General features: G+C 45.3%; 13 protein-coding genes. 7 read left to right on the top strand and 6 right to left on the bottom strand.

The genetic code is table 11. The annotated features are described in order from the left end of the window. The first annotated feature begins 288 nt into the window (after positions 1-288). Positions 289-2043 (top strand): hypothetical protein, encoded by a 1755-nt coding sequence (locus NL643_RS06935; RefSeq protein ID WP_253644146.1) that lies wholly within the window; start codon positions 289-291, stop codon positions 2041-2043. Positions 2044-2133: 90 nt separating this feature from the next. On the opposite strand, the gene NL643_RS06930 is transcribed toward NL643_RS06935, so the two are convergent. After that, the gene (locus NL643_RS06930; RefSeq protein WP_253644145.1) at positions 2134-4380 is read right to left on the bottom strand and encodes a CehA/McbA family metallohydrolase; all 2247 of its coding nucleotides are present in this window, start codon (positions 4378-4380) and stop codon (positions 2134-2136) included. A gap of 504 nt (positions 4381-4884) precedes the next feature. Between NL643_RS06930 and NL643_RS06925 the strand changes: the two genes are divergently transcribed. Beyond that, entirely contained in the window at positions 4885-5094 is a 210-nt protein-coding gene (locus NL643_RS06925; protein WP_253644144.1) for a DUF3955 domain-containing protein, read from the top strand. Positions 5095-5110: 16 nt separating this feature from the next. Here the strand turns inward: NL643_RS06925 and NL643_RS06920 are convergent, their stop codons facing one another. The 4 genes from NL643_RS06920 to glgX all read right to left on the bottom strand — a co-directional run bounded on the left by NL643_RS06920 (position 5111) and on the right by glgX (position 9791). Further along, complete coding sequence (locus NL643_RS06920) at positions 5111-5755, bottom strand: START domain-containing protein (RefSeq protein WP_253644143.1); 645 nt, start codon at positions 5753-5755, stop codon at positions 5111-5113. A gap of 79 nt (positions 5756-5834) precedes the next feature. Next, a complete protein-coding gene (locus tag NL643_RS06915) occupies positions 5835-7019 on the bottom strand; it encodes a multidrug effflux MFS transporter (protein ID WP_104973158.1) in 1185 nt (394 codons plus the stop codon). Then, a complete protein-coding gene (locus NL643_RS06910) occupies positions 7016-7660 on the bottom strand; it encodes a recombinase family protein (protein WP_005395606.1) in 645 nt (214 codons plus the stop codon). The genes NL643_RS06915 and NL643_RS06910 overlap by 4 nt, the downstream gene beginning before the upstream one ends. Before the next feature lie 160 nt (positions 7661-7820). Beyond that, positions 7821-9791 (bottom strand): glycogen debranching protein GlgX, encoded by a 1971-nt coding sequence (gene glgX, locus NL643_RS06905; protein WP_253644142.1) that lies wholly within the window; start codon positions 9789-9791, stop codon positions 7821-7823. A 446-nt stretch (positions 9792-10237) separates the two neighbouring features. On the opposite strand from glgX, the gene NL643_RS06900 reads away from it, so the two are divergent. From NL643_RS06900 to NL643_RS06880, 5 genes are all read left to right on the top strand, one after another. After that, a complete protein-coding gene (locus NL643_RS06900) occupies positions 10238-11509 on the top strand; it encodes a maltoporin (protein WP_006740823.1) in 1272 nt (423 codons plus the stop codon). Positions 11510-11609: 100 nt separating this feature from the next. Then, positions 11610-12419 carry a MalM family protein gene (locus NL643_RS06895; protein ID WP_253644141.1) on the top strand — a complete coding sequence of 270 codons (810 nt, stop codon included), beginning with the start codon at positions 11610-11612 and terminating at the stop codon, positions 12417-12419. A 316-nt stretch (positions 12420-12735) separates the two neighbouring features. After that, on the top strand, positions 12736-13242 hold the full coding sequence (locus NL643_RS06890) for a hypothetical protein (RefSeq protein WP_006740821.1): 507 nt from the start codon (positions 12736-12738) through the stop codon (positions 13240-13242). Positions 13243-13362: 120 nt separating this feature from the next. Next, on the top strand, positions 13363-14976 hold the full coding sequence (locus NL643_RS06885) for an alpha-amylase family glycosyl hydrolase (protein WP_253644140.1): 1614 nt from the start codon (positions 13363-13365) through the stop codon (positions 14974-14976). 331 nt (positions 14977-15307) lie between these two features. Continuing rightward, positions 15308-16924: an endonuclease gene (locus tag NL643_RS06880; RefSeq protein ID WP_253644139.1), complete on the top strand. Its 1617-nt coding sequence runs from the start codon at positions 15308-15310 to the stop codon at positions 16922-16924. Between the two features lie 105 nt (positions 16925-17029). Here the strand turns inward: NL643_RS06880 and pulA are convergent, their stop codons facing one another. Beyond that, on the bottom strand, positions 17030-21019 hold the full coding sequence (gene pulA / locus NL643_RS06875; protein WP_253644138.1) for a pullulanase-type alpha-1,6-glucosidase: 3990 nt from the start codon (positions 21017-21019) through the stop codon (positions 17030-17032). Positions 21020-21243: the final 224 nt, after the last annotated feature.

Below are 21243 nucleotides of genomic sequence, written 5' to 3'. Positions count from 1 at the left end.
AATAAAGATTTAATATCCTAGTGCTTTTGGTCGTAGTTACTCCAAATCGCTTTATTGAACTGAAGATTTTGATTTATAAGGTGGTTATCCGAGAAATTAGATTGTGAATATTGCCAATAGCATCCTCACGCAATTCAACTTACTTCACGGTTTACCTTATAAATGTTGGATAATTTATCAAACCGACATTCATTATATCGATAACTTGTTTATGATAGCGGTCGATATAAAAGTGCTATTCAAAGGCTTTAAACCTAAGCGTGATATTTCGCTTAGGAACACATAACTATGACAACGGAGTTGGTCGTGAAAAAACTACTATTGGCTACAGCAGTGGTCGCAGCTGCAGGGGGCGCTGGCTACCTGTACCAAAACAATACTACCCCGAGTGATTCAGTATCACTACTTTCGCAAGTTCCTGCGGGTTCGCTCATGGTGACGTATCAGACGGAACCTTTTAATCATTATAAATACATGAATGCATTTGGCACGGCTAACCAAGGCTCGATTGCTGAACTTTTTGCCGATGAACCACTTTCTCCACAGCAACAGTTTGCCGTTAACTTGTTTGATGGATATCTGGAGAGCGCTGCATCGCCAGAAACGTTAAAAGCCTACTTAGGTACCGGAGAAAACATTAACCCTGTGTTGTACACAATCGGTATGGTACCAGTGTACAAATTGAAGATTGAAGACCCTGCCGCGTTATGGAAAACATTGGATCACGAAGAGCAGATGAGCGGTGCTAAGCACGAGCTGGTTAAACTTGGTGAAGTGGAGTTTCGTCGTTACGAGATGACAGATTCGGTTGACCCGCAAGATGGCATTGGCTTGGTTGTTGCCGTGGTTGACAACGTACTTACGTTAACGGTTGATATTCCGCAACTGGGTGTTCAAAACCCGCTTAAAATGGCATTGGGACTTGAGTCACCAAGTCAAAACATTGCGGAGAGTGGACGCCTAGCGGCGTTGCAGGCTAAATACGGCGAAAACAATAACTCTTTCGGTTACTTTGATCACCGTGAATTGGTTAAAGGTTTGACGACGAAAGATGGCAATATCTTTGCGCGTCAAGTCAGCATGCTGGATGCCATTGATCCTGAGCCGACTATTCAGGAGATGCGCTCACCAGCTTGTCATACTGAACTTACTCAAGTTGCAGAAAACTGGCCTCAATCCGTCGCATTTGCGGAATACAAGTTGAAAGGCGAGCAGGCATTCATTAAAGGTGCTTTTGTTGTTGAATCGAAAAATAAAGTGATTCTAGATGCGCTTAAGTCGATTCGTGGCGTTTTGGCAGAATCGAACAATGATAAGAGCTTCTTTAGCATGGCGCTTGGTTTAGACATTAATACGCTAGCGCCATCGATTGGTCAGATTTGGAGTGACTTGACTCAGCCTCAGTACCAATGCTCTTTATTGACTCAAATGCAGCAAGAGATGGGTGGCCAAAACCCAGCCGCAGCTGTGAGCATGGGCTCCGGCATGGTTAACGGCCTGAAAGGATTAAGCCTGCAGATGTTTGATATCCACGTTGACACTAATGCTCAGCACGGTGAAGTATTTAGCCAGCTAGATGGTATGTTGTCTCTATCTGCCAATGATCCAATGATGCTGATTCAAACCGCGCAAATGTTTGTCCCTGAACTTGCTCAATTACAAATTCAGCCGGATAACCAGCCAGTTAATGTCAGTGACCTGCTAGAAATGCACACAGGCTTGAAGATGGATGTGTTTGCTCGCTTAAACGAAAACCATTTTACGCTCTACAGTGGTGAGAATGCCGAAGACGCGAGCAAAGAAGTGATGGCACAACCACTTTCTCCAAATGGCTTGTTCAGTTTTGACTTCGATTCAGAACGTATTTTGGAAGTGTTGGAAAGTGCGTCAGCCGTGACTGGTGAACCGCTACCTGATGATGTTATGAAAAGCTTACAAGGCGAGCTTGTTGGTGGTATGACGATGGATGTAACAGATCAAGGGATTGGTTTTGAGTTTGATTACCGTGGTGCGACCAAACCCGTGACGGTTGCACAGCAGTAAAACATCGAGTAGAAAAAGGCGGCGCAGTGCCGCCTTTATTTCATCGTCGAACTCAGGTTTGTTTACCATCGAGTCGGACTTTCATCAAGACTATGACTGCAACCAAACAGGGTTACTCCAGGCCGTGCTGCCGTCTTTATCTTCGACTTCTAAACTTATCCATCCCTCTGCGTCGCTAGGTATAGGTAGCGACAGCTCTATGCGTTGAGTATCAACTTTCGGGTTAATCGTCAGGGTATTCAGCACTTTGCCGCCTTTACCGATCAATCGAATTTCTTTTAGACCATCGGCTGCAACGACGTGGATATCCCACGTATCGCCAGCTGCTGCTGTTTCACCAAACATAATGTTTTGCGGATAAAGAATAGGGCCTTGTGTTGCGTAGCCATGGCCGGCTTTAAGTGCTTGCGCAAACTTCGACGGCGTTAGCTCTCCATCGACTCTTGCCATCATTCGAATCTGCCCCGTGAGTTGGTTCCACGCATCGTGGGTGTCGGTTCCCGCTGTAAAGTACATTGCTTCACCCAGGTCCCAGAGTTTATGCGCTTTCTTCAACGTTGGTTCATTGTCTACGCGCGCATTAAGCTCCATAAGGTCGAAGTGATCCGTTTTACCACCAGGGACTGCATTTTTAGCGATATTCGTAAAGTAGCCATAATCGTTGTATGGATGGTTCATCGGTACGACTTCAGCCCCCATCTCATGTACGGCGTTAAGTAACGTGTGAACGTCAGCAGTGCCAGGATCGACCTTTAGCTCGGCGCCATTATCGATAGGAAATGGGTTCATATGTCCCCATGATGGCGAAACTTCGATCGACGGGATGAAAGGCACGCCACGTTTCGCAGATAGTTCTGCAAACTTCTGGTGGTTAATGGTTGAGTCATGATCGCTAATGAAAGTCAGGTCAAGATCCGTTGCCAACTGAGCGCGCACAACAATTTCTGGCGGAGTAACGCCTTCCAACACGTTGCCATGATGGTGTAAATCTGCGCCATACCAATGCTGACGGTTAGGAAACGTCACTTGAGGCACTTCTACTCGTTGCTTCGTCGTTTTACCGGATGTTAGGGTTACGTCTAATGTTTGGGTTTTAGCTGTAAAGCCTCCACCAGAGTTGATACCTAATTTGTATTGACCGGGTGCCAGTTTTAGCTCCGCATGACCTGCAGGCAGCAGATCGGTAAAGAAGGTGCGTTTACCCAAAAATTCAACCGGTGGCGCTTGACCTTCAAGGATGGTGATTCTCGCATCTTTGGCCAGACCTGATGTTGCCTCTTCAACTTGAAGTGAGAGAGTTGCTGGGCGTTTTAGAGACGTAAAATCGAGTGTTTGCTCGCTATTTCTCGCCACTTTAATCGATTGCAGCTTGCTGTTTGCGTGACCAGTCGCTGTGCCGTAGATTTGGTACTCACCCTCAGGCAGCGCCATGCTGTACTGGCCATCTTTGGCCAATGTCCAGGCATAGGGTTGTCCTTCTTTTTCGATCATCACGATGGCATCTTCAGGAATACGACCATTATCCGCGCGTAATTGGCCGTTGATGGTGCCTGTCGCTTGTCCTAGTCGGTCAGCTTCTGCCTTAACAATGGGAGCCATGTCTCCATTCGGAACCACTTGTAGTCGGGATTGGAAAGTGCGGCTTTCACCTGCTTTCAAGGTATGCCCCAGGTACATGTCACGACCATTGTATTTGACGCGATCAAAATAAGGAGCATGAAGTGCAAAGGCCCAGTCTCGATCATAAGCGACCATGCGATCGGCGAGGGCATTGTCGGCTATGGATTCTTCTTTCCCTTCCAACCCCGGCACGGCAAATTGGTAGCCAGTGTCTGGCCAAATGGTGTGCCCTGATTCTAACGCGAGATCTTTTTTACCTTGGTTGGTCATGACCGTTTTAAGCGCAATTGAGTCAGATCCAGAAGCGAGTGTATACCACGTTGTGATATCAACGTTATCGAAGTTGCGGCTCACTTTAATGACCGCTTTATTGTCGCTGTCTTCGATAATTTCAATGGATTTGCGATCATTCGGCCATGCGGACCAGCTGTTAGGAATGAAGTCAGCAAAGGCAACACGGTCAAGGTCTACTTTGCCATTCTTTACTGCTGCCAAATCGACTAATGTTCCTCGCGGTACGCCCCATGGTGGTGCTGATTCAACAGCGAGAGCGAAGGCGACATGTTCGTTTTGAACGGTAATGTCTTGAGCGTGTGTAGCTTCGCCATCGGGGATCGTGGTCTTTCCTTGTGTGATACTCACTCCCGCATTCGCTGAAGTTCCAAGCAAAAGGCCAGAGATTAAAGTTGCCACTGCACTTTTTGAAAAATTATGCATGAAGACACTTCCTTTTTTTCATGATTTATTATGTGAGTTGTCGATGGCATTGTGCGTTAACTTGATTAGACGTTCAATTAAAAAAGCGAAAGAAATGAAGAGGTCAACTCGTTGCTATTATTGTTTTACAATTGATTTCTGAATCTTAAGTTTTGATTTTAAAGGTCTTTTGTTGTTTTGTTCGTTTTTGTATAGAGTAATAAAAATATTTAGAACACTAATTATTTTGGGAGAGGTGTGAACGATTTTTGGCAGCATTGAGCAAACAAAATGATAACAATTACACTGTATATGTGAGAAAAAAGGTCAAGATAGTTCTGAGAATGCATATAATATTTTGAGTTCAATTTGACTTTTTATTCTTTTTGTTTGGGTTTTTATCTTATCTCTGGCTAAAGACCTCTAATAAAGATTGGAGCAAACATAGAGACAATATGTTTTTTGAGTGAACTATATACGGTGGCAATATGTCGAAGACATATCAATTGATTGCTTGAGGTTTAGATGGGGTTTATTCGTAAATATAAACTGAGCTTAGTTTTATTTTTGAGCGGTGTGACATGTTTAATTGCGTACCACGCTCAGGGCTCTTACGTAGATGAAAATGGCTTATTAGTAGAGTCATTTGGGTTTATCCCTTTGTTTTGGCTCTTTTTAGGGTTAGCCTTCGCCTCTTTTGTGGGCACTTTTTTCAAACACCGTAATCGTAATTAAAGAGCAAACGTGAAGTTTACTCCTTTATCTGAGGATGGGAGTATTGCTGATATTTTGGTAACTCTTTTCTTAGGTTACTAAATGTTGCTCGTGCACTTTGTTTTGATAGTTTGTTGATTAGCCTGATTGGCAAAAGGCCTCCGGGGTCAGCAAACGCTTTGTAGTCAATGAGTGTCGTGCCATTAGTGAGCTTTTGTAATTCCCAAGTTGCATCAACCGAACGAATGCGAACATAGCCCTTTTGTTCAGCAAGATATGAGTCTGGTGCGCTTTTGATTTTTATCGTGAACCCAAGTTCATCGACCCAATATTTAGAGTAGGTGAGCATATCACGATTTTTTGCAGGCCATGGCGCCGTAAATCGGGTATAAACGATGTTTTCGGTGGCTGATATTTGATTTAAAACCCGGCTATGACTGGCATTGTCAATCCAGTTCGGGATATTGTCACTATCTTCTAATAGCGTTAAAAATGCGCCATAGCTGGTGGGTGTGAACATCCGAGCACGAATCTCAACTAAACCGCCGGTATGCTCTCGAGAGTAGATAGTGATTCCGTTATCGTCACTATCAAATTGCCAGTACTCGTTGGCTTTCGCGGCGGTGCCAGCGGATATAAAAGTGGCGAGTAGTAGTGCGCCAATTCGTAAATGCAACATCATGTTAGTACCCGCCAACTTATCCTTAGTTAAAGCTTATACGATGTGTTCTTAATTATAAGGACAATAGTAAGTCTTTTCGTTACTGTTCTGAAGGTTGATCTGCTCCAAAACCTCGTTGAATATTGGTGAGCGTTATTGCTGCAAACACCACAATAACGATTGATAGATGCCAGGCTTGGCTTAAACCAAGCTGTACCAATGTTAAGCTGACCAATGAGGATACGATCATTTGTCCACCTCCAGACATGGCTGCTGCAGCACCAGCCTGCTTTTTGTAGGGTTGCATTACCATGGCTTGCGCGCAAGGTAGGGCAATGCCGTTACCTAAGATCATTAATAGTTGCCCCAACATTAAATACAGCGGTTCTACCGGGCAGAAGAACAACCATATTGCAGCACTGAGATGCAGGAATGGACTACAAAGTAGCATTCTTTTGTTGCCGATAATTGGCCTTACTCGGTTACAAATCGTGGTGCCGCCTAACATACCTAAAGCGGGAATGAGTGCCCACATTGCGTATTGATCGGATGTCATGCCAATTTGGTCTTGCATGATAAATGGCATCACGGACACGGTCGTTATCATCAGGCTGAAGTTTAACCAACTGATGCTGGCAAAACTCATAAAGTAACGTGACGTCACCAAGTCTCGATACTGGAAAAGCATGTTGCGTGGTGACGGAATAACAGATCGTTTCGCTATGGTTTCTGTAAACTTAAAGGCGATGATTACCCAAGCGAGTGAGACATAACCTAGCAGTGAAATGAACACCATACTCCAACCAAAGTGGAAGTTGATAAAGCCGCCAATCACAGGCGCAATGAGTGGCGTGATCGAAGCTGCCATAGCGATATAAGACATGGCAACAGGGAGCTCATCACCGCTAAATCTATCTCGAGTCGATGCTCTCGCGAGTACCGCGCAGCATCCAGTTCCTAAGCCTTGTAGAAAACGCCCCATCACCATGCCTGTGAAGGTGTCACTGAGGTAAATGATCATTAATAGACCAGACATCGCGATGAGCAAGCCCGTCAGTAGCACTTTTTTTCGACCCAAAGCATCCGATACCGGACCGTAAATGAACTGAGAGGGACCAAAGCCGAGTAAGTAAATACTCACGAGCAGTTGGGCTTGATCGAGGGAGATAGAAAAGTCTTTTGCGATCCATGGCAAAGAGGGCATAACAAGCCCCATGCTCAATTGGCCAACACTGATAATAAGACAGGCGAGTAAGATAGTGCGAAAGTTGATTGGGCGACTCATGATGGATCACCATCAGAATAACCTCTTTGCTTTCGTGTTCTGAGGCAGCCTTCATCATCCACTTCATTTAACTTAGATTTGACGCGTTTTACGGTAGATAGGCTGACATCACACTGTTCCGAAACACTCTTCAACGTATAGCCTTCTAACAGCAACGTTGCGATCTGTTGGTGTTTAGTTTTGTCTGCTGGGCGTCCGCGAAATTTCTGTTTCCACAAATCTGGCTGCTCTTTAATGGCTTGTCGCCCTTGCTCCGCGGCAAACAGGCGATGTTCAGTCTGCACTTTTCCATATCCAGATAACACGGTGAGTAGCGTTTGAGTTTGAACAGAATCCGGTTCAAATGTGAGTGGTTCACAAACGGTTTTCAGTGTGACCCCTTTTGCTAGTAATACTTTGATTGTATTTAACGCCTGACTAAAATCGCGACCAAATGCCGTTAGCCACCAGAGCACAATCGTATCACCTGCTCTGACGGAATCGAGCAGTTGTAAGAATGCCTCTCTCTCGGTTGGAGGCATGCAACCACGAACCTTATCCTCAAAATGCTGAGCTTCGGGCGCAAAAGCTTTTAGAGTATTAAGGTGCTCTTGGTAAGCTCGATTTTTTGGCGAATAACGTGTGTAAAGATAAGTAGCCATATGGACTATACGCCTTTTAAGTTTGGTTCATATACTGTAATGGCTCATAAATATACAGAGGTTCATTAATGCTTACAACACTAAATGGACCCGAAGTCGTTAACGGACTTCGGGTCTTTTACTATTAAAGTCGTGTATATAAGCTTTCAGGGCTATTGCTCTATGATTGCTCCAATTTCGGCTGGTAATGCAAAATTACCATCGAAGTAGGTGATAGCAAAACCTCGCCTTCAGCATGCCCTGGGTTAAGGTTACGTACGTTTGTATCGCAGATCGTTACCCATTCTTGCTTTCGCTCATTGGGGAGCTTAAAGCGCGCTGTAGCGTTAGTTTGGTTGATGAGATAGACCAGCTCTTGTCCTTCTTTACCGATGCCAAGGTGAAGTGCGACAGAGCTTAAACGGTTCCAATCATCATGCTCCATTAAGCGACCGTCTGTTCGGCGCCAGAAAATGCGGTTGTTATTGCGGTTTTCGCCACTGAAAGCTCGGATAAATGGCACCATGTATTGATTTCGGTTGGCGACCATTTGTGACATCCACGTTTTGAAATGTTGCTTACGCTCCGTTTCTCCCCAGTTAAGCCAACTGGTTTCGTTATCTTGGCAATAGGCATTATTGTTACCGCCTTGGGTGTGAGACAGCACGTCAGCAGTGAGGATGTGTGGGATTCCAAAAGCAAACAGCAAGCTGGCAATAAGGTTGCGTTTTTGCTTCTCACGCGTGGCGATGATCATCAGATTTTCTGTCTCGCCTTCGACACCGTAGTTTTCTGAGCGATTGTCACCGTGGCCGTCGCGATTTTCTTCGCCATTAGCTTCATTGTGTTTGTGCTTGTAAGACACTAAATCTTGCAGTGTGAAGCCATCGTGATACGTGATGTAATTCACCGTGAGTTTGTATGGCCAGTTCGCTGCACTATAAATATCACGAGAGCCCATTAATCGAGTGGCAAACTCTTTTAAATAGCCTTGATCACCGCGCCAAAAACTGCGGGAAATATCACGCAGTTTGTCATTACATTCGTTCCAACCAAATGGAAAGTTACCCACTTGGTAGCCATTTGGACCAATATCCCAAGGTTCGGCAATCAATTTAGTTTCACGCAAAATTGGGTCTTGCGCGACGGCTTTAAAGAAAGCTGCTTCAGGGTTGTAATCATCGCCTTGACGCCCTAACGTTGCGGCTAAGTCGAAACGAAAACCATCGACTTTAAATTCGCTAACCCAGTAGCGCAATGTATCCATTACAAGATTTAAAGCGGGTTGATAGGTGAGATCGACCGTATTGCCACAACCAGTGTAATTTGCGAAGTGGTTGCCATGTTTGATGTAAAAACGGGAATCGAGCGCTTTCAGGTTGAAAATTGTAGGCCCTTCCCCCCCCTCTGCGGTGTGGTTGTAAACTACGTCGAGAATCACTTCGATGCCGTTTTTGTGCAGTTCTCGAATCGTTGTTTTGAGCTCTGTGACGGCGTCTTTTTCTGCGTAGCGCGGATCGGGCACCATAAAGAGATAAGGGTTGTATCCCCAATAATTGACCTTTTCCATCTCTAGTAGGTGAGGCTCATGCATACACGCTGCGACAGGTAGCAATTGCAGCGTGTTGATGTTTTGCTGTTCATAAAAGGCCAGCATTTTAGGTGATGCAAGACCTAAATAGCGCCCCTTCAGTTTGTCCTCAACTTCTGGGTGGAGTTGGGTAAGCCCTTTGACGTGTGTCTCAAACAACACCATCTCTTCTCTGGGTATACGCGGATGATCCGTATCTTGCCAGTCAAAATCATCTTCGATAACGATGCACTTCGGCATATCGAAACTTTTGGCTGGAGAGTAGGGAGGGTGATAGTGGAGGGCTTTATCAATTGACTTTGCGTAAGGGTCAGAAATTAATAGTGGCTCTTCCTTGTAGGAGACAAGGTAACCGTATTTTTGCCCCGGCTTAATATCCGGAATAAAAGTATGACGTATGCCAGCGTATTCATTCGGTAAATCATGAAGCGCGTAACTGCCATCGTCTGCAAACAGGGCGAGTTTTATGTCTTTATTCCCTGGTGCGTGAATAGAGAAGTTACAACCTTCTTTATTTACAGTTGCACCCAAGGGGTATGGGCGAGAGAGAAGTCGTGTCATCGGAGATACTTTATTTAATATTTATTGCTACCTTTAGGAAACTATAAGTTAAAAACTTTGTCTTACTAAGGTCAACCACCCTAAATATAAAAATATTCATGTAATTTAATTACTTTATGTGACGGCTTAGAGTCAAAAATATGAAATGGCTATCACTTTGTAGCGGCTCAAAACCGAATAAACTTACTAATTCCTCCCTAGATTGGTGATCTGACTCGAAAAAACACCATTCGGTAAATTTTCTACTCCCTTCTCATCCCCCCTAAATTAGTTTGGGGCGGAGGAAGTCATCCTTGTACGCCTCGGGTAATCTCATAACTGTTGAAACAAACGGGGATTCGTTCCCATCTTACCTCTCTTTCTTTAGGTGTGTTTTTACTGCCTATATTCACCTAAAAGAGTGAGCAGGGAAGACAGAATTATAAATACCCTTAATGGAGTTAAGAATGAAAAAAGTAAGTGCAATTGCTGCTGCTGTGGCTGCAACTTTAGCTGCTGGTTCTGCTTTCGCAGTGGATTTCCACGGTTACATGCGTGCTGGTGTTGGCGTGAACGCTGACGGTGGTCAACAATTAACATTCGAAAAGAACAAGATCGGTCGTCTAGGTAATGAAAGCGATATCTACGGCGAGATTCAACTAGGTAAAGAAGTTTACAACAACAACGGCAAAACGTTCTACGTAGACTCTATGGTTGCAATGACTTCTAATGGTTCAAACGACTGGGAAAGCACTTCTGCTAACTGTGGTTTGGATAACGGCGAAGTGAAATGTGTTGACGATGCACAATTCGCACTACGTCAATTCAACGTTCAAGCTAAAGGCCTACTAAACTTTGCTCCAGAAGCAACACTTTGGGCTGGTAAGCGCTATTACCAACGTCACGACATTCATATCTCTGACTTCTACTACTGGAACATCTCTGGCGCGGGCGCTGGTGTTGAAGGTATCGAAGCTGGTCCAGGTAAAGTTTCTTTCGCTTGGGTTCGTAACGACCGTGGCGATATCGCAGATCCAGGTAACGATGGCGGCGATACAAACGTTAACACTCTAGACGTACGTTATGCAGGTCTTCCTCTATGGGACAACGGTTCTCTAGAAATGGGCTTGAACTACGCAATCCTTAACGAAACTGACGCTGCGCCAAACGGCACTAAAGATGCGAAAAACGGCGTAATGTTCACAGCAGAATTGACTCAAGGTCTAGACGCTGGTTTCAACAAAACAGTGCTTCAGTACGGTACTGAAGGCTACTCAAAAACAATGGCATTCTACGGCGACGGTAGCTGGTACGGCGCAGAAGCTGATAACGGTGCATCTGGTTACCGCCTAATCAACTGGGGTGTAATCGGCATGGGTGACAGTTGGGAAATGGGTCACCAGTTAGTTTACGGTGTTGGTGAAGACATGTGGGCTGGTCAAGACAAGTGGGAAACAATGTCTGTTGTAGTTCGTCCAATGTACAAATGGGATGACAACCACAAAACTATCTTCGAAGCTGGTTACGCTATCGATGATAACGACGGCGACGAAAACAAATACGGTAAGCTAACTGTTGCTCAAGCATGGTCTGCTGGTTCTAGCTTCTGGGCTCGTCCTGAAATCCGTGTTTACGCTTCTTACCTAACGGCTGACAAAGAAGACAACTCTAACACATTTGACAACGGTCGTTCAGACGATACGTTCCAATTCGGTGTACAAGCTGAAGCTTGGTGGTAATCATCTAACCACTAAGTCCTAAATTGTCCTAGAATAATACAGCCAGAACTTATCTGGCTGTATTTATTTAAAAAACAATAAAGAGTCGAGGTAGACAGTAATGAAAAAATGGCTTGCTCCCGTACTGCTGGGCATGTTGGCTACTGGTTGTGCGTCCGTAGAACAAGTAGAGATGAGTCCAAAAGGTCAGCAACAAGTGATCACTCAATCGGGTGATATTCAATGGGTAATGGTTGATGTACCTGTGGTTACTGAATTCGCTTTGACTGATAAAAGCCAAATGCTGTTGGATGGTAACAGTGCTGGCGCTATTGCAGCGTTTGCTCTTCCGGGCAACCGTGGCAGTCTCGATATCAAATTAGAGACATTCGTAAGTAAAGAACTTCAATTTTATGCTCCTAATGTCGCAGTGATGAACTCGGCAGGAGAAACCATTTACCAAGCAGATTTCTCAAAGTTTAAGTACGAGCCAGCAAAACTGTTGGACAACGATAAATTCGTACTTGATCTGAATGTGATTCCAGACATGACAGGTAACGATCTGCATGTATTGGTGTACACGACTTCCGCTGATCTAAAAGGCAGTACGCAAGTTCTGCATCCTGCAAAAGCCTTCGCCATGGCGCGCCACACTCAGCCGCCAGATATTGCAGACCCTTTAGCGAAACACAGCCCACTGGGTCAGTTCCGTTTGTCGGTATCCGCAAATGATATCGTGAATACCAAGATTGTCGCGAAAAACGACAACATTCCTCAAGGTACAGATCTCACTAGCTACTACCACAGCTCAATTGAAGCGGCAGTCGCAGCGAACGATATTCCGAAAGCACTCACCTTGCTCGATGAAGCAAAAGAGCTGGGTATTGAAGGTGCGCAACAAGTGTTTGTGAAAGCCGTAAATAAAAAATAATTGAATATAAAAGGCCAGAAAAATGCTGGCCTTTTTTCATAGAATATAAACCAATAAAAATACCCCTACATAGAGTTATCTTATTCACATATTTATTTTTATTGTTTTGTTTTTTATATTGGTTAGATCAATAATTATTGACAGTTCCTAACTTATTTTTGTATTTAGGAAATAAATAAACTTCTCGAAGTAATTTAAATTCGCAATCCGACGATATTTATTTAGCGTTTGATATTTCCATTTTAATAACGATTAATATTTCTTTTAAACGTTGAGTTTATTTTGCTTTGGATATACTAAAAAGGAATTACGTGAAATGAACATGATGAAGACCTCTCTTGCTGCTGCCCTACTTGTTGCCTTAGTGGGTTGTCAATCGACTGCAGAACCAGAAGCGGCCGCAGAGCCAGTTGTGAATATGTCTCAAGACGAAGTGGTTGCTTTCATGAAAGCGTGTGACAACCCAGATAGCACGGCGAAAGGACCAATTTCTAAACCACTGTTTGTGGTGGGTACGTTTGCGGATTCCGACTGGAAACACGTGCCTCAACGTCAATACACCTACAAAGGAAATAATTTCTACCAAGCTGTGGTTCAAGAAAAAGTAGGCTCCTACAAAATGCAGTATGCGACCGAGTTGTGGTTCCCACAATTTACCGCTAAAGGGAATCGAATGAACGTTGGTGAATTAACACCATTAACATTTGGTGGTTACGGTACAGATACTTCGGTTGATATTAAAGAAGACGGGAAATATGTTTGGAGCCTTCAATTTGAAGGAAAAGGCAAACCTCTTCATGTTATGGTAAATAAGTGTCAATAATATTCCATTCAGTTATTTAAAATCTGTTTTTATTTATTAACCCCTACATGGGAAGCATGTTGGGGTTAATTTTATTACTCAAATGTTTTTACTTAATTTGAGTAAGTTAGGGAGAGTAAAATGCGTAACGTCCGACGTAACCATCGCCTGTTTCGATCGTTGCTTGCGTTAAGTGTGATTGGTGCTTTATCTGCGTGTAATTCTTCTGGTGGTGGCGACACTAATAGCAGCACTCCGCTACCGGATACCAGTTATGCTTGCCAAGCCAATGTCATGGCGAAAAGTAACCAACTTCGTACTTATCAAATCATGGTAGAGAGTTTTGTGGATGGTGATGCGAGCATTGGTCACGGTACAGGTTATGGCACCAGCCATCATAACGGCGATTTGCAAGGAGTGATTGATTCACTCGATTACATCCAAGACTTAGGGATGAATGCGATTTGGTTGACGCCAGTTTTTGAGTCTGAAGCGATAGCAGGACAAGATCACTGGGCCGATCGTTTGGATGCCACGGGCTATTTTGCGACAGATTACTTTAAGATCGATCCAAAATTTGGTGATTTAGCGACCGCGAAAACTCTAGTCGAAGAAGCACACAAACGCGGTTTATACGTATTTTTTGATGGCGTATTTGGTCATCACAAAGATGGCTTGATCAAACCCTCACCTTCCGGTTTGCTGCCATCTGGATCAAGCAACCCGGTTGATTATCCGGCCAGTCTCGATTTCTACAAAGAAGTGGCGACGTATTGGATCAAAGAGCTCAAGATTGACGGCTGGCGTTTAGATCAAGCCTATCAAGTTCCGACAGACGCTTGGACACAACTTCGTAAAGCCGTCGATGAAGCTTCGCAAGGTGTCACGTACACCAATAGCAAAGGCGAACAAGTGAATCCGTTGGGTTACATGGTGGCAGAGATTTGGAAAGGGGAGTCTGAGATCGCGAATGAGGCGTATGGATCGAACAGCGATCCGGCACTGTGCTCTGCATTTGATTTTCCTATGCGCTATCGCATCGTTGAAACTTTGGCCGTGAATGAGAGTGGCGTGGGTGGTCGCGGTGTGGATTGGCTAGACAACGGTTACAGCACACACAACCAATATCCAACACATGCGCAGCCGAATTTGATGATCGGCAACCATGATTTAGTGCGCTTTGGTGACTTGTTACAGCGCGGAAACTTGGCGGATGTGAATGATGCAGAATATTGGTTACGCCATAAAGCCGCGTTTTCTTTCCAAGCGGCGTACACCGGGCCAATCACGTTGTACTACGGTGATGAAATCGGGGATCAAGTGGATGGTTTTGCCGCAAAAGAAGACAACAGTACCTGTGCCATTCAAGGTTTGTGCGATGATCACGTTGCGCGCAGCAGTGCGAAAATTGAAGGCGTGACGGCGACGCTTGATGCAAACCAAGCCGATCTCAAAGCTTATGTGACATCGCTGATGACAATGCGCGATGCGCATCCTGCACTTTATCAGGGGTCACGCACGAATTTAGTTGCGAGTAACGGCAGTTATGTGGACTTGAAACAATCTGGTACAGACAAAGTCTTGTTTGCGCTAAATACCTTAGAGAGCGCTAGAAGCGTCACTCTTACTCAGGAGAGTGTTGGTACTGGTGAGTTGGTGGATTTGCTCACGAATGAAAAAATTACTCCGAGCAATGGTCAATATCAGATTCTGATGTCGCCACTACAAGGACGATTCTTTGCGGTAAAACCTTAAGGAATTATCCAGAATTGATGCTCTCCAGTTGAGCTGACCACAAGCTTTCTTATAAACAAGCCAAGTGTTGTTGCTGACCCCCATAGGCGCACACTTGGCTTTTTTCTGTCTGTTTTACTTTTCCCTTAATGGTTTTACGACGATGTAGCCAACAAGTTGCTTCGCTTTTTGTATTGGCATTTGTTTTCAGCAGATGGATATTTGTGAGATAAGCTGCACATTAAAAAGTAAATTAACACTTGTGCAACGTAAAAATGTGACTGAAGGATTACTTATGCCCCACTAATATGTTTATCGTGTTTGGGATTTACATAACTAGTGGAAAAGTATAATGAAATCCATAACGAAACCCCTCTGTCTTCTTGCTGTTATTAGCTCTCCGCTTGCATATAGCCAAATTCTCAATGGTGACTTTGAACAGTGGAATGGCAGTGCGCCTACGCAGTGGTCAGTGATTGACGCTGGCATCGCGGTGTCGCCAAGCAGCGAACAAATCAAATCGGGCGGCCTGGCTGCTCAAGTCGTCGTGAATACAGGTACCCAAAGCAACACTGACCTTTTACAAACCATTAATGTGGAGCAAGGGAAAACCTATCCGTTTTCTGTCTCGGTTTATCACACCGAAGGAAATGTAAAAGCACGTCTGGTGGTTGATGGTTATCACAATTACTCAGATCCGCAGCAGGTAAACCAGTGGCAAGAGCTGGCGCACAACTACACAGCGAGCTCGAACAAGACCATCAACGTCGGTCTGCGTTTTTACGATGAGGCCGGTTTTGATGGCTCAGAAGTTGTCTACGTCGATAATTTTCAACCGACCGAGACAAGTACACAACCTCCTGTAGAAAATTGTAGCGATCATGAAGTGGTTCTTACACTCACGACGGACAACTATGGCTCAGAAACTAGCTGGGAGTTGAAAAATAGCCAAGCGCAAGTGCTTTTCTCTGGTCAGAGGTATGAGTCGTCAACCACTGTTGAAAAGACCATGTGTTTAGCCGATGGTAGCTACCAATTTACGATTCAAGACAGCTATGGCGACGGCATTTGCTGTGGCAATGGTTCGGGGTCTTACACGTTGAAGGTGGGAGATAAGACTCTTGCCTCTGGCGATGAATTTGCGAAAAGCGAAACCACCGATTTTACGTTAGGTGACTCAACCACGACTCCACCAGTGGTTGATGGTTACTATCAAGCGGCATCTGGCAAGACGGGCTACGCTCTAAAAACGGCGCTGTTTAACATCATCAACAACCACACTAGCCGAGGTTATTCTGCGGTGTGGACCTTGGTAAAAGATGCCGATATTGATCGTTATTATGAAAATGATGGCTCTATTCTCGATATGTATTCAGAGAAACCTGCGGGCAGTGATGCTATCAGCTTCACGAAAGTGACAGACCAATGTGGTCAATATAGCCAAGAAGGGGATTGCTACAACCGTGAACACTCGTTCCCGAAAAGCTGGTTTGGCGGTAAAGTTGAACCGATGAACTCAGACGGTCATCATTTGTTTGCAACCGATGGTTATGTAAACGCCAAACGTAGCAACTGGCCATTTGGTGAAGTGGGCACCGCGACCTACGTGTCTAGTAATGGTTCTAAACTTGGTCAAGCAAGTACTAGCCTAGGTTATTCCGGTACGGTGTTTGAGCCGATCGATGAGTTCAAAGGCGACTTTGCTCGTGCCTATTTCTACATAGCAACCCGCTATGAAAATGTTGTAGGTAACTGGGAAGGCAATTCAAGCAATGCGGATGCTGTCCTTGATGGTTCAAGTTCAACAGTTTTTGAACCTTGGATGTTAAACATGCTGAAGCGTTGGCACAAAAATGATCCCGTTAGTGAAAAAGAACAAAACCGCAATCATCAAGTGTTTGAGTTTCAAGGCAATCGCAATCCATTCGTTGATCACCCAGAGTTTGTTGAACAGATTTGGGGAAACTAACACCTTCTTGATTTTGGTATCCACCATTTAGTGATAGTGACACCAACAAAACAAAGGGGAAGCGCGATGCTTCCCCTTTTTCATTACGGATGTTTTTAAATGAAACTAGTTTTTCGTTACCGTCACGATTGGCGCCGACTTGTCAGCCGCGTTGAAGTGGAAGTTGTAATTTCCCGCTTCTGCAATCGCAATTTTGAGGTTTGCACTACCGCCACCGACTTCCATCGTTAGCGCTTTACCAAGCTCAACACTGCCTTCGCCACCGAAGTTGGTGTCTGCTGCCCAGTCTGCGCTCGCAACTTTCATCTCGTAGTTGCCCGCCGCTAGGTCAATGTCTAGCGAGTAAACGTCATTTGCTACATAGCTGAACTTCGCAGTTGAGTCTTGCGCTGGAGTATCCCATGTGGTGATAGTGCCACGTAGGTAAAGTGCTGTTTCACCGAACGTTGGTGCATCTGCTGACTTCGTCACTGAAACAACAGGTTTTTCTACGCTTTCATCTTGAACATGTAACGCGTTCAGAGTGAAGTTGTACTTACCAGTTTCAGCGACAGACAACGTACAGTTCCCTGCAGAGCCTAAGTCTAGTGAGCCAGAAGCCAAATCCGCAGCATCACAACCGATGTTTGGATTTGCCCATCCTGCGTCCGCAAATTTGAACTCGTGTTCACCTGCTTCAAGAACGCCAGTTACAGAGTACATGCCGTTGCCAATAAAGGTCATCGCCCAGTCACTGCTATCTGACCACTCGTTCATGGTGCCTTTGACGTAAACCACAGTTTCGCCGTAAGGAGGAATGCTCGATACGTCTTTATTGTCCGTGTTTACTGGTAGGCCTGCACCTTGCGCGCCGTCCTGTGGCTGTACGAATACCGCTGTTGTCAGTGCTGGTACTGTGAACGTTTCATTGGCGAAGCTTGCACCTTTCACGATGTCATCTGCAGAGTTTTGTTGAACTTCATGCAGCTCGAAACCAGTTGCGCCAGCAACTTTGAAAGATTTCTCAGTTGATGTTGAGTTCACAACGGCCACGATCGCATCGTAGTTCGAATCCAAATCGGCACCTGCTGATGTGCCATCGTCGATAGACATCACAATCAAGCCTTCTACTTGGTCTTGGCCCACGTTGCGGAAATCAACGCGATTCATCACTTCTTGCGCGGTGTCTAAGCGGAACAGTTCGCTTGTACTGCGGATTTTTAGTAGCTCTAGGAATTGTTGCTTCGTCAGCTCGATGTCCGTTGAGTCTGGTTTCGCCGTGCTGTCACCGACGATGGTTTTGATCAACTCCCAGTTTGCACCGTCTTTGTCTTCACGTGGTAGACCAACGTTCCAGTTATTGTCGCTTCCATCGAAGAATACACGGTTGAACCAGTCACCAGAATCGTACGAGTCACGCTGCATTGACTTAGAGCGCAATAGCTCAGAACCCATGTGAATGAACGGAATACCTTGACCTAGCATCACCGTTGATAGTGATACAGACTGCATTCGTGCTCGCTCAGCAGATGAAGTACCTGTCGCAATCTTGTAAGCGTTGTTGTCCCACAGCGTTTGGTTATCGTGCTTAGACACGTAGGAAATGTTCTCTGATGGCACTTTTGTGTAGCCTGCTGGAGCACCATTGTAATCAACATTCTTACCAAGTTTGGTTTCGCCTTTGTAATCCAGAAGGACGTAGTCAGCTAAGTTACCAGCCATACCTAGACGAACCAGATCTTGGTTGTGTAGGCGGCCATTCACAGATTCTGCGTCAGTTTTGGTTTCTTCGTTCGGGTAAGCCGCGTTACCAAAGCCTTGGTTGAAGCGAAGTGGGTGCTTACCTTCTGAATCTACACCGCCATCAAACGGGCTTCCGCCACGAACTGCGTCACGCAGACGATCAGAGAAAGTACCGATTTCTGTCCCCGCCATGTTGACTTGTGTTGCTTGATCGAAGCGAGCGTTTTGCGCGACTTCACCGAAGTCCCAGCCTTCGCCGTAGAATAAAGTATTCGGATCAATTTCACGGACTTTTTCAAGTGCGTAAACCATGACATCTTTCGGCTGGTGGCCCATAAGGTCAAAACGGAAACCATCGACTTTATAGTCATCCGCCCACACCATCAATGAGTCAACCATCAGTTTACCCATCATTAGGTTTTCGGTGGCGGTGTTATCACAACAGGTTGAGTTTTCTACGCCGCCAGTGTTGACGTTTAGGCGGTGGTAGTACCCAGGGACAATCTTATCCAGTACTGATTTTTCGTTCACACCAGATGCATTTGTGTGGTTGTACACGACGTCCATGACCAGTTTCAGATCCATTTTATGCGTCGCTTGAACCATTTCGCGGAACTCAAGAATACGCTTAGACCCGTTAGGATCGGTCGCATAACTGCCTTCTGGCACGGTGTAGTGGTATGGGTCGTAACCCCAGTTGAAGCTGTCTAGCATGCGAAGATCGTTCATCAACGCTTGTGCTTTGCCCGTTGTTGGGTCGTAGCTGTTTAATACCTCTTCAATCACTTTGCCGTCATCTTCGGTCTCACAAATGGACGCTTCTGGCTTGATGCCACAAAGTTTACCCACGGTGTCGGTGATATCGACTCGCTGGTCAGCGTCTTCATCCACGGTTGCAATATCAAATGCTGGCAGGATATGTAGCGTTGTTAGGCCAGCATCTTTTAAAGCTTGTAAGTGAGATACAGACTCACGCTCAGGTTCTGTAAGCGCCAGATATTTGCCATCAAGACTTGGTGTGCCTTTGCTGTCGTTAAAGCTGAAATCACGAATGTGTGACTCGTAAAGGACGTGGTCTTCGTCTTTTTTAACCGTTGGGCGTGCGTAGTTTTTCCAATCTTGAGGCATTAAGCTTGGATCATCTAAATCAACCACTTGCGAGTATCGTGAGTTCTTAGACAAGCTCATTGAATATGGGTCTGTTACCAAACGCGTTTCAACGACGCCAGTTGTTGGGTGGTATACCTTAACTTGGTAGCGATAGTATTTGTTGACAACGTTGCTTTGTGCCTCAGAAACCCAGATACCTGTTGCTGGGTCTTCCGTCATGGCAACGGTCGCTTCTTCTGCTAAGTTTTCATCGTAGATTATCAGATCAACATCTTGGGCAGTTGGTGCCCATAGTTTGAAGGTTGCGGCACCGCCTTCCACAATCGCGCCGAGTTCTTGACCAATCGCGTTACCTGCCTTGGAATCGGCAAACACCGCATCCAAAACGCCCGGCTTTTGCACTTCAGTTGCAGAAATGACGTCACCATTTGCGTTGTAAGCTACCATAACGATTTGTGACTTCAGGATCGTGCGTAGGGTCGCGTCATCGACATCAATGCCTGCAGCTTGGAGGCTAGCAAGGTGACGGAAGCGTGATTTCAGACCATCAGATAAATCACCTGCTTTCGTCAACTCAACCGCTGTGCCACCGGAGATTTGCTTGTCTTCATCCATTTTAATGTCGTTGCTGAGGCTGTAGAACAGCTTCATGGAATCCGCATTGGCCGCCGCTTCCCACGCGATGGTGTTGGCATCTAGCCAATGCGCTTTTTGACCATCAATATCAACAGGGCGTTCTTCGATTGGCTCGTAGTAAAGCTCACTGCTGCCGTGGAAGCCAAACAACCCTTTAGATTCGCCGATTTTCGTCAGCTCCACTTTTGAGTTTGCACTGCCGAATGCTTTCTCATCACCTTTGTGCAGAATGAAGTTCATGCATTCGTGTGGGTCAGAGGCATCTGGGTTCACTTTCAGTACGTAGTAAGCACCGTAGGTGTCGTTGATGCCATCGAATGGATGCGGTGCCGACCAATCCGTTCCTGTGCCAGGAATGCCCATTGCGTCTAAATCTGTGCTGGTACAGCCCTCACCGTTCCACAGGTGCAAGCCCCAACCTTCGTAGTCGCTGGCCGTTGAAGCGGACGCCACATCGCGTTTGTAATAAATGACGACCTCGTTCTCTCCCGCAGGGTACAAGCCTGAGTCTGGGTTCGTCGTATCTTCGTTCGTGCTATCACTACCACAACCGCTGATGACTGCGACGGAAATCAAAGGCAGTACGGTTTTGGCAATTGTTGATAATTTAAATGTCTTATTGTCCACGTTTACAAATCCATTGTTATTGAATTGATATTGAGCTGCGCGCTGCCTTCGCTGACTCAGTCATCAAGAAGGTTTCGCACACGCTAGAAAGGCAGATGCCGAAAAAGGAAATGTTCAACTAGATGCTAATACACTGAATCATCAGCAAAATGTGAGAGCAGGCAGTTAAGTTTTTTACAAGTGAAAATTTTCTGTCACAGTCGATTTTGTTCACAAATTAAATA

Source organism: Vibrio sp. Y42_MX_L11 (assembly GCF_024181785.1).
Taxonomy (GTDB): Bacteria; Pseudomonadota; Gammaproteobacteria; order Enterobacterales; family Vibrionaceae; genus Vibrio; species Vibrio diabolicus.
Note: the sequence above shows the minus strand (reverse complement) of the source record. Positions and strands in the feature narration are given on the sequence as shown.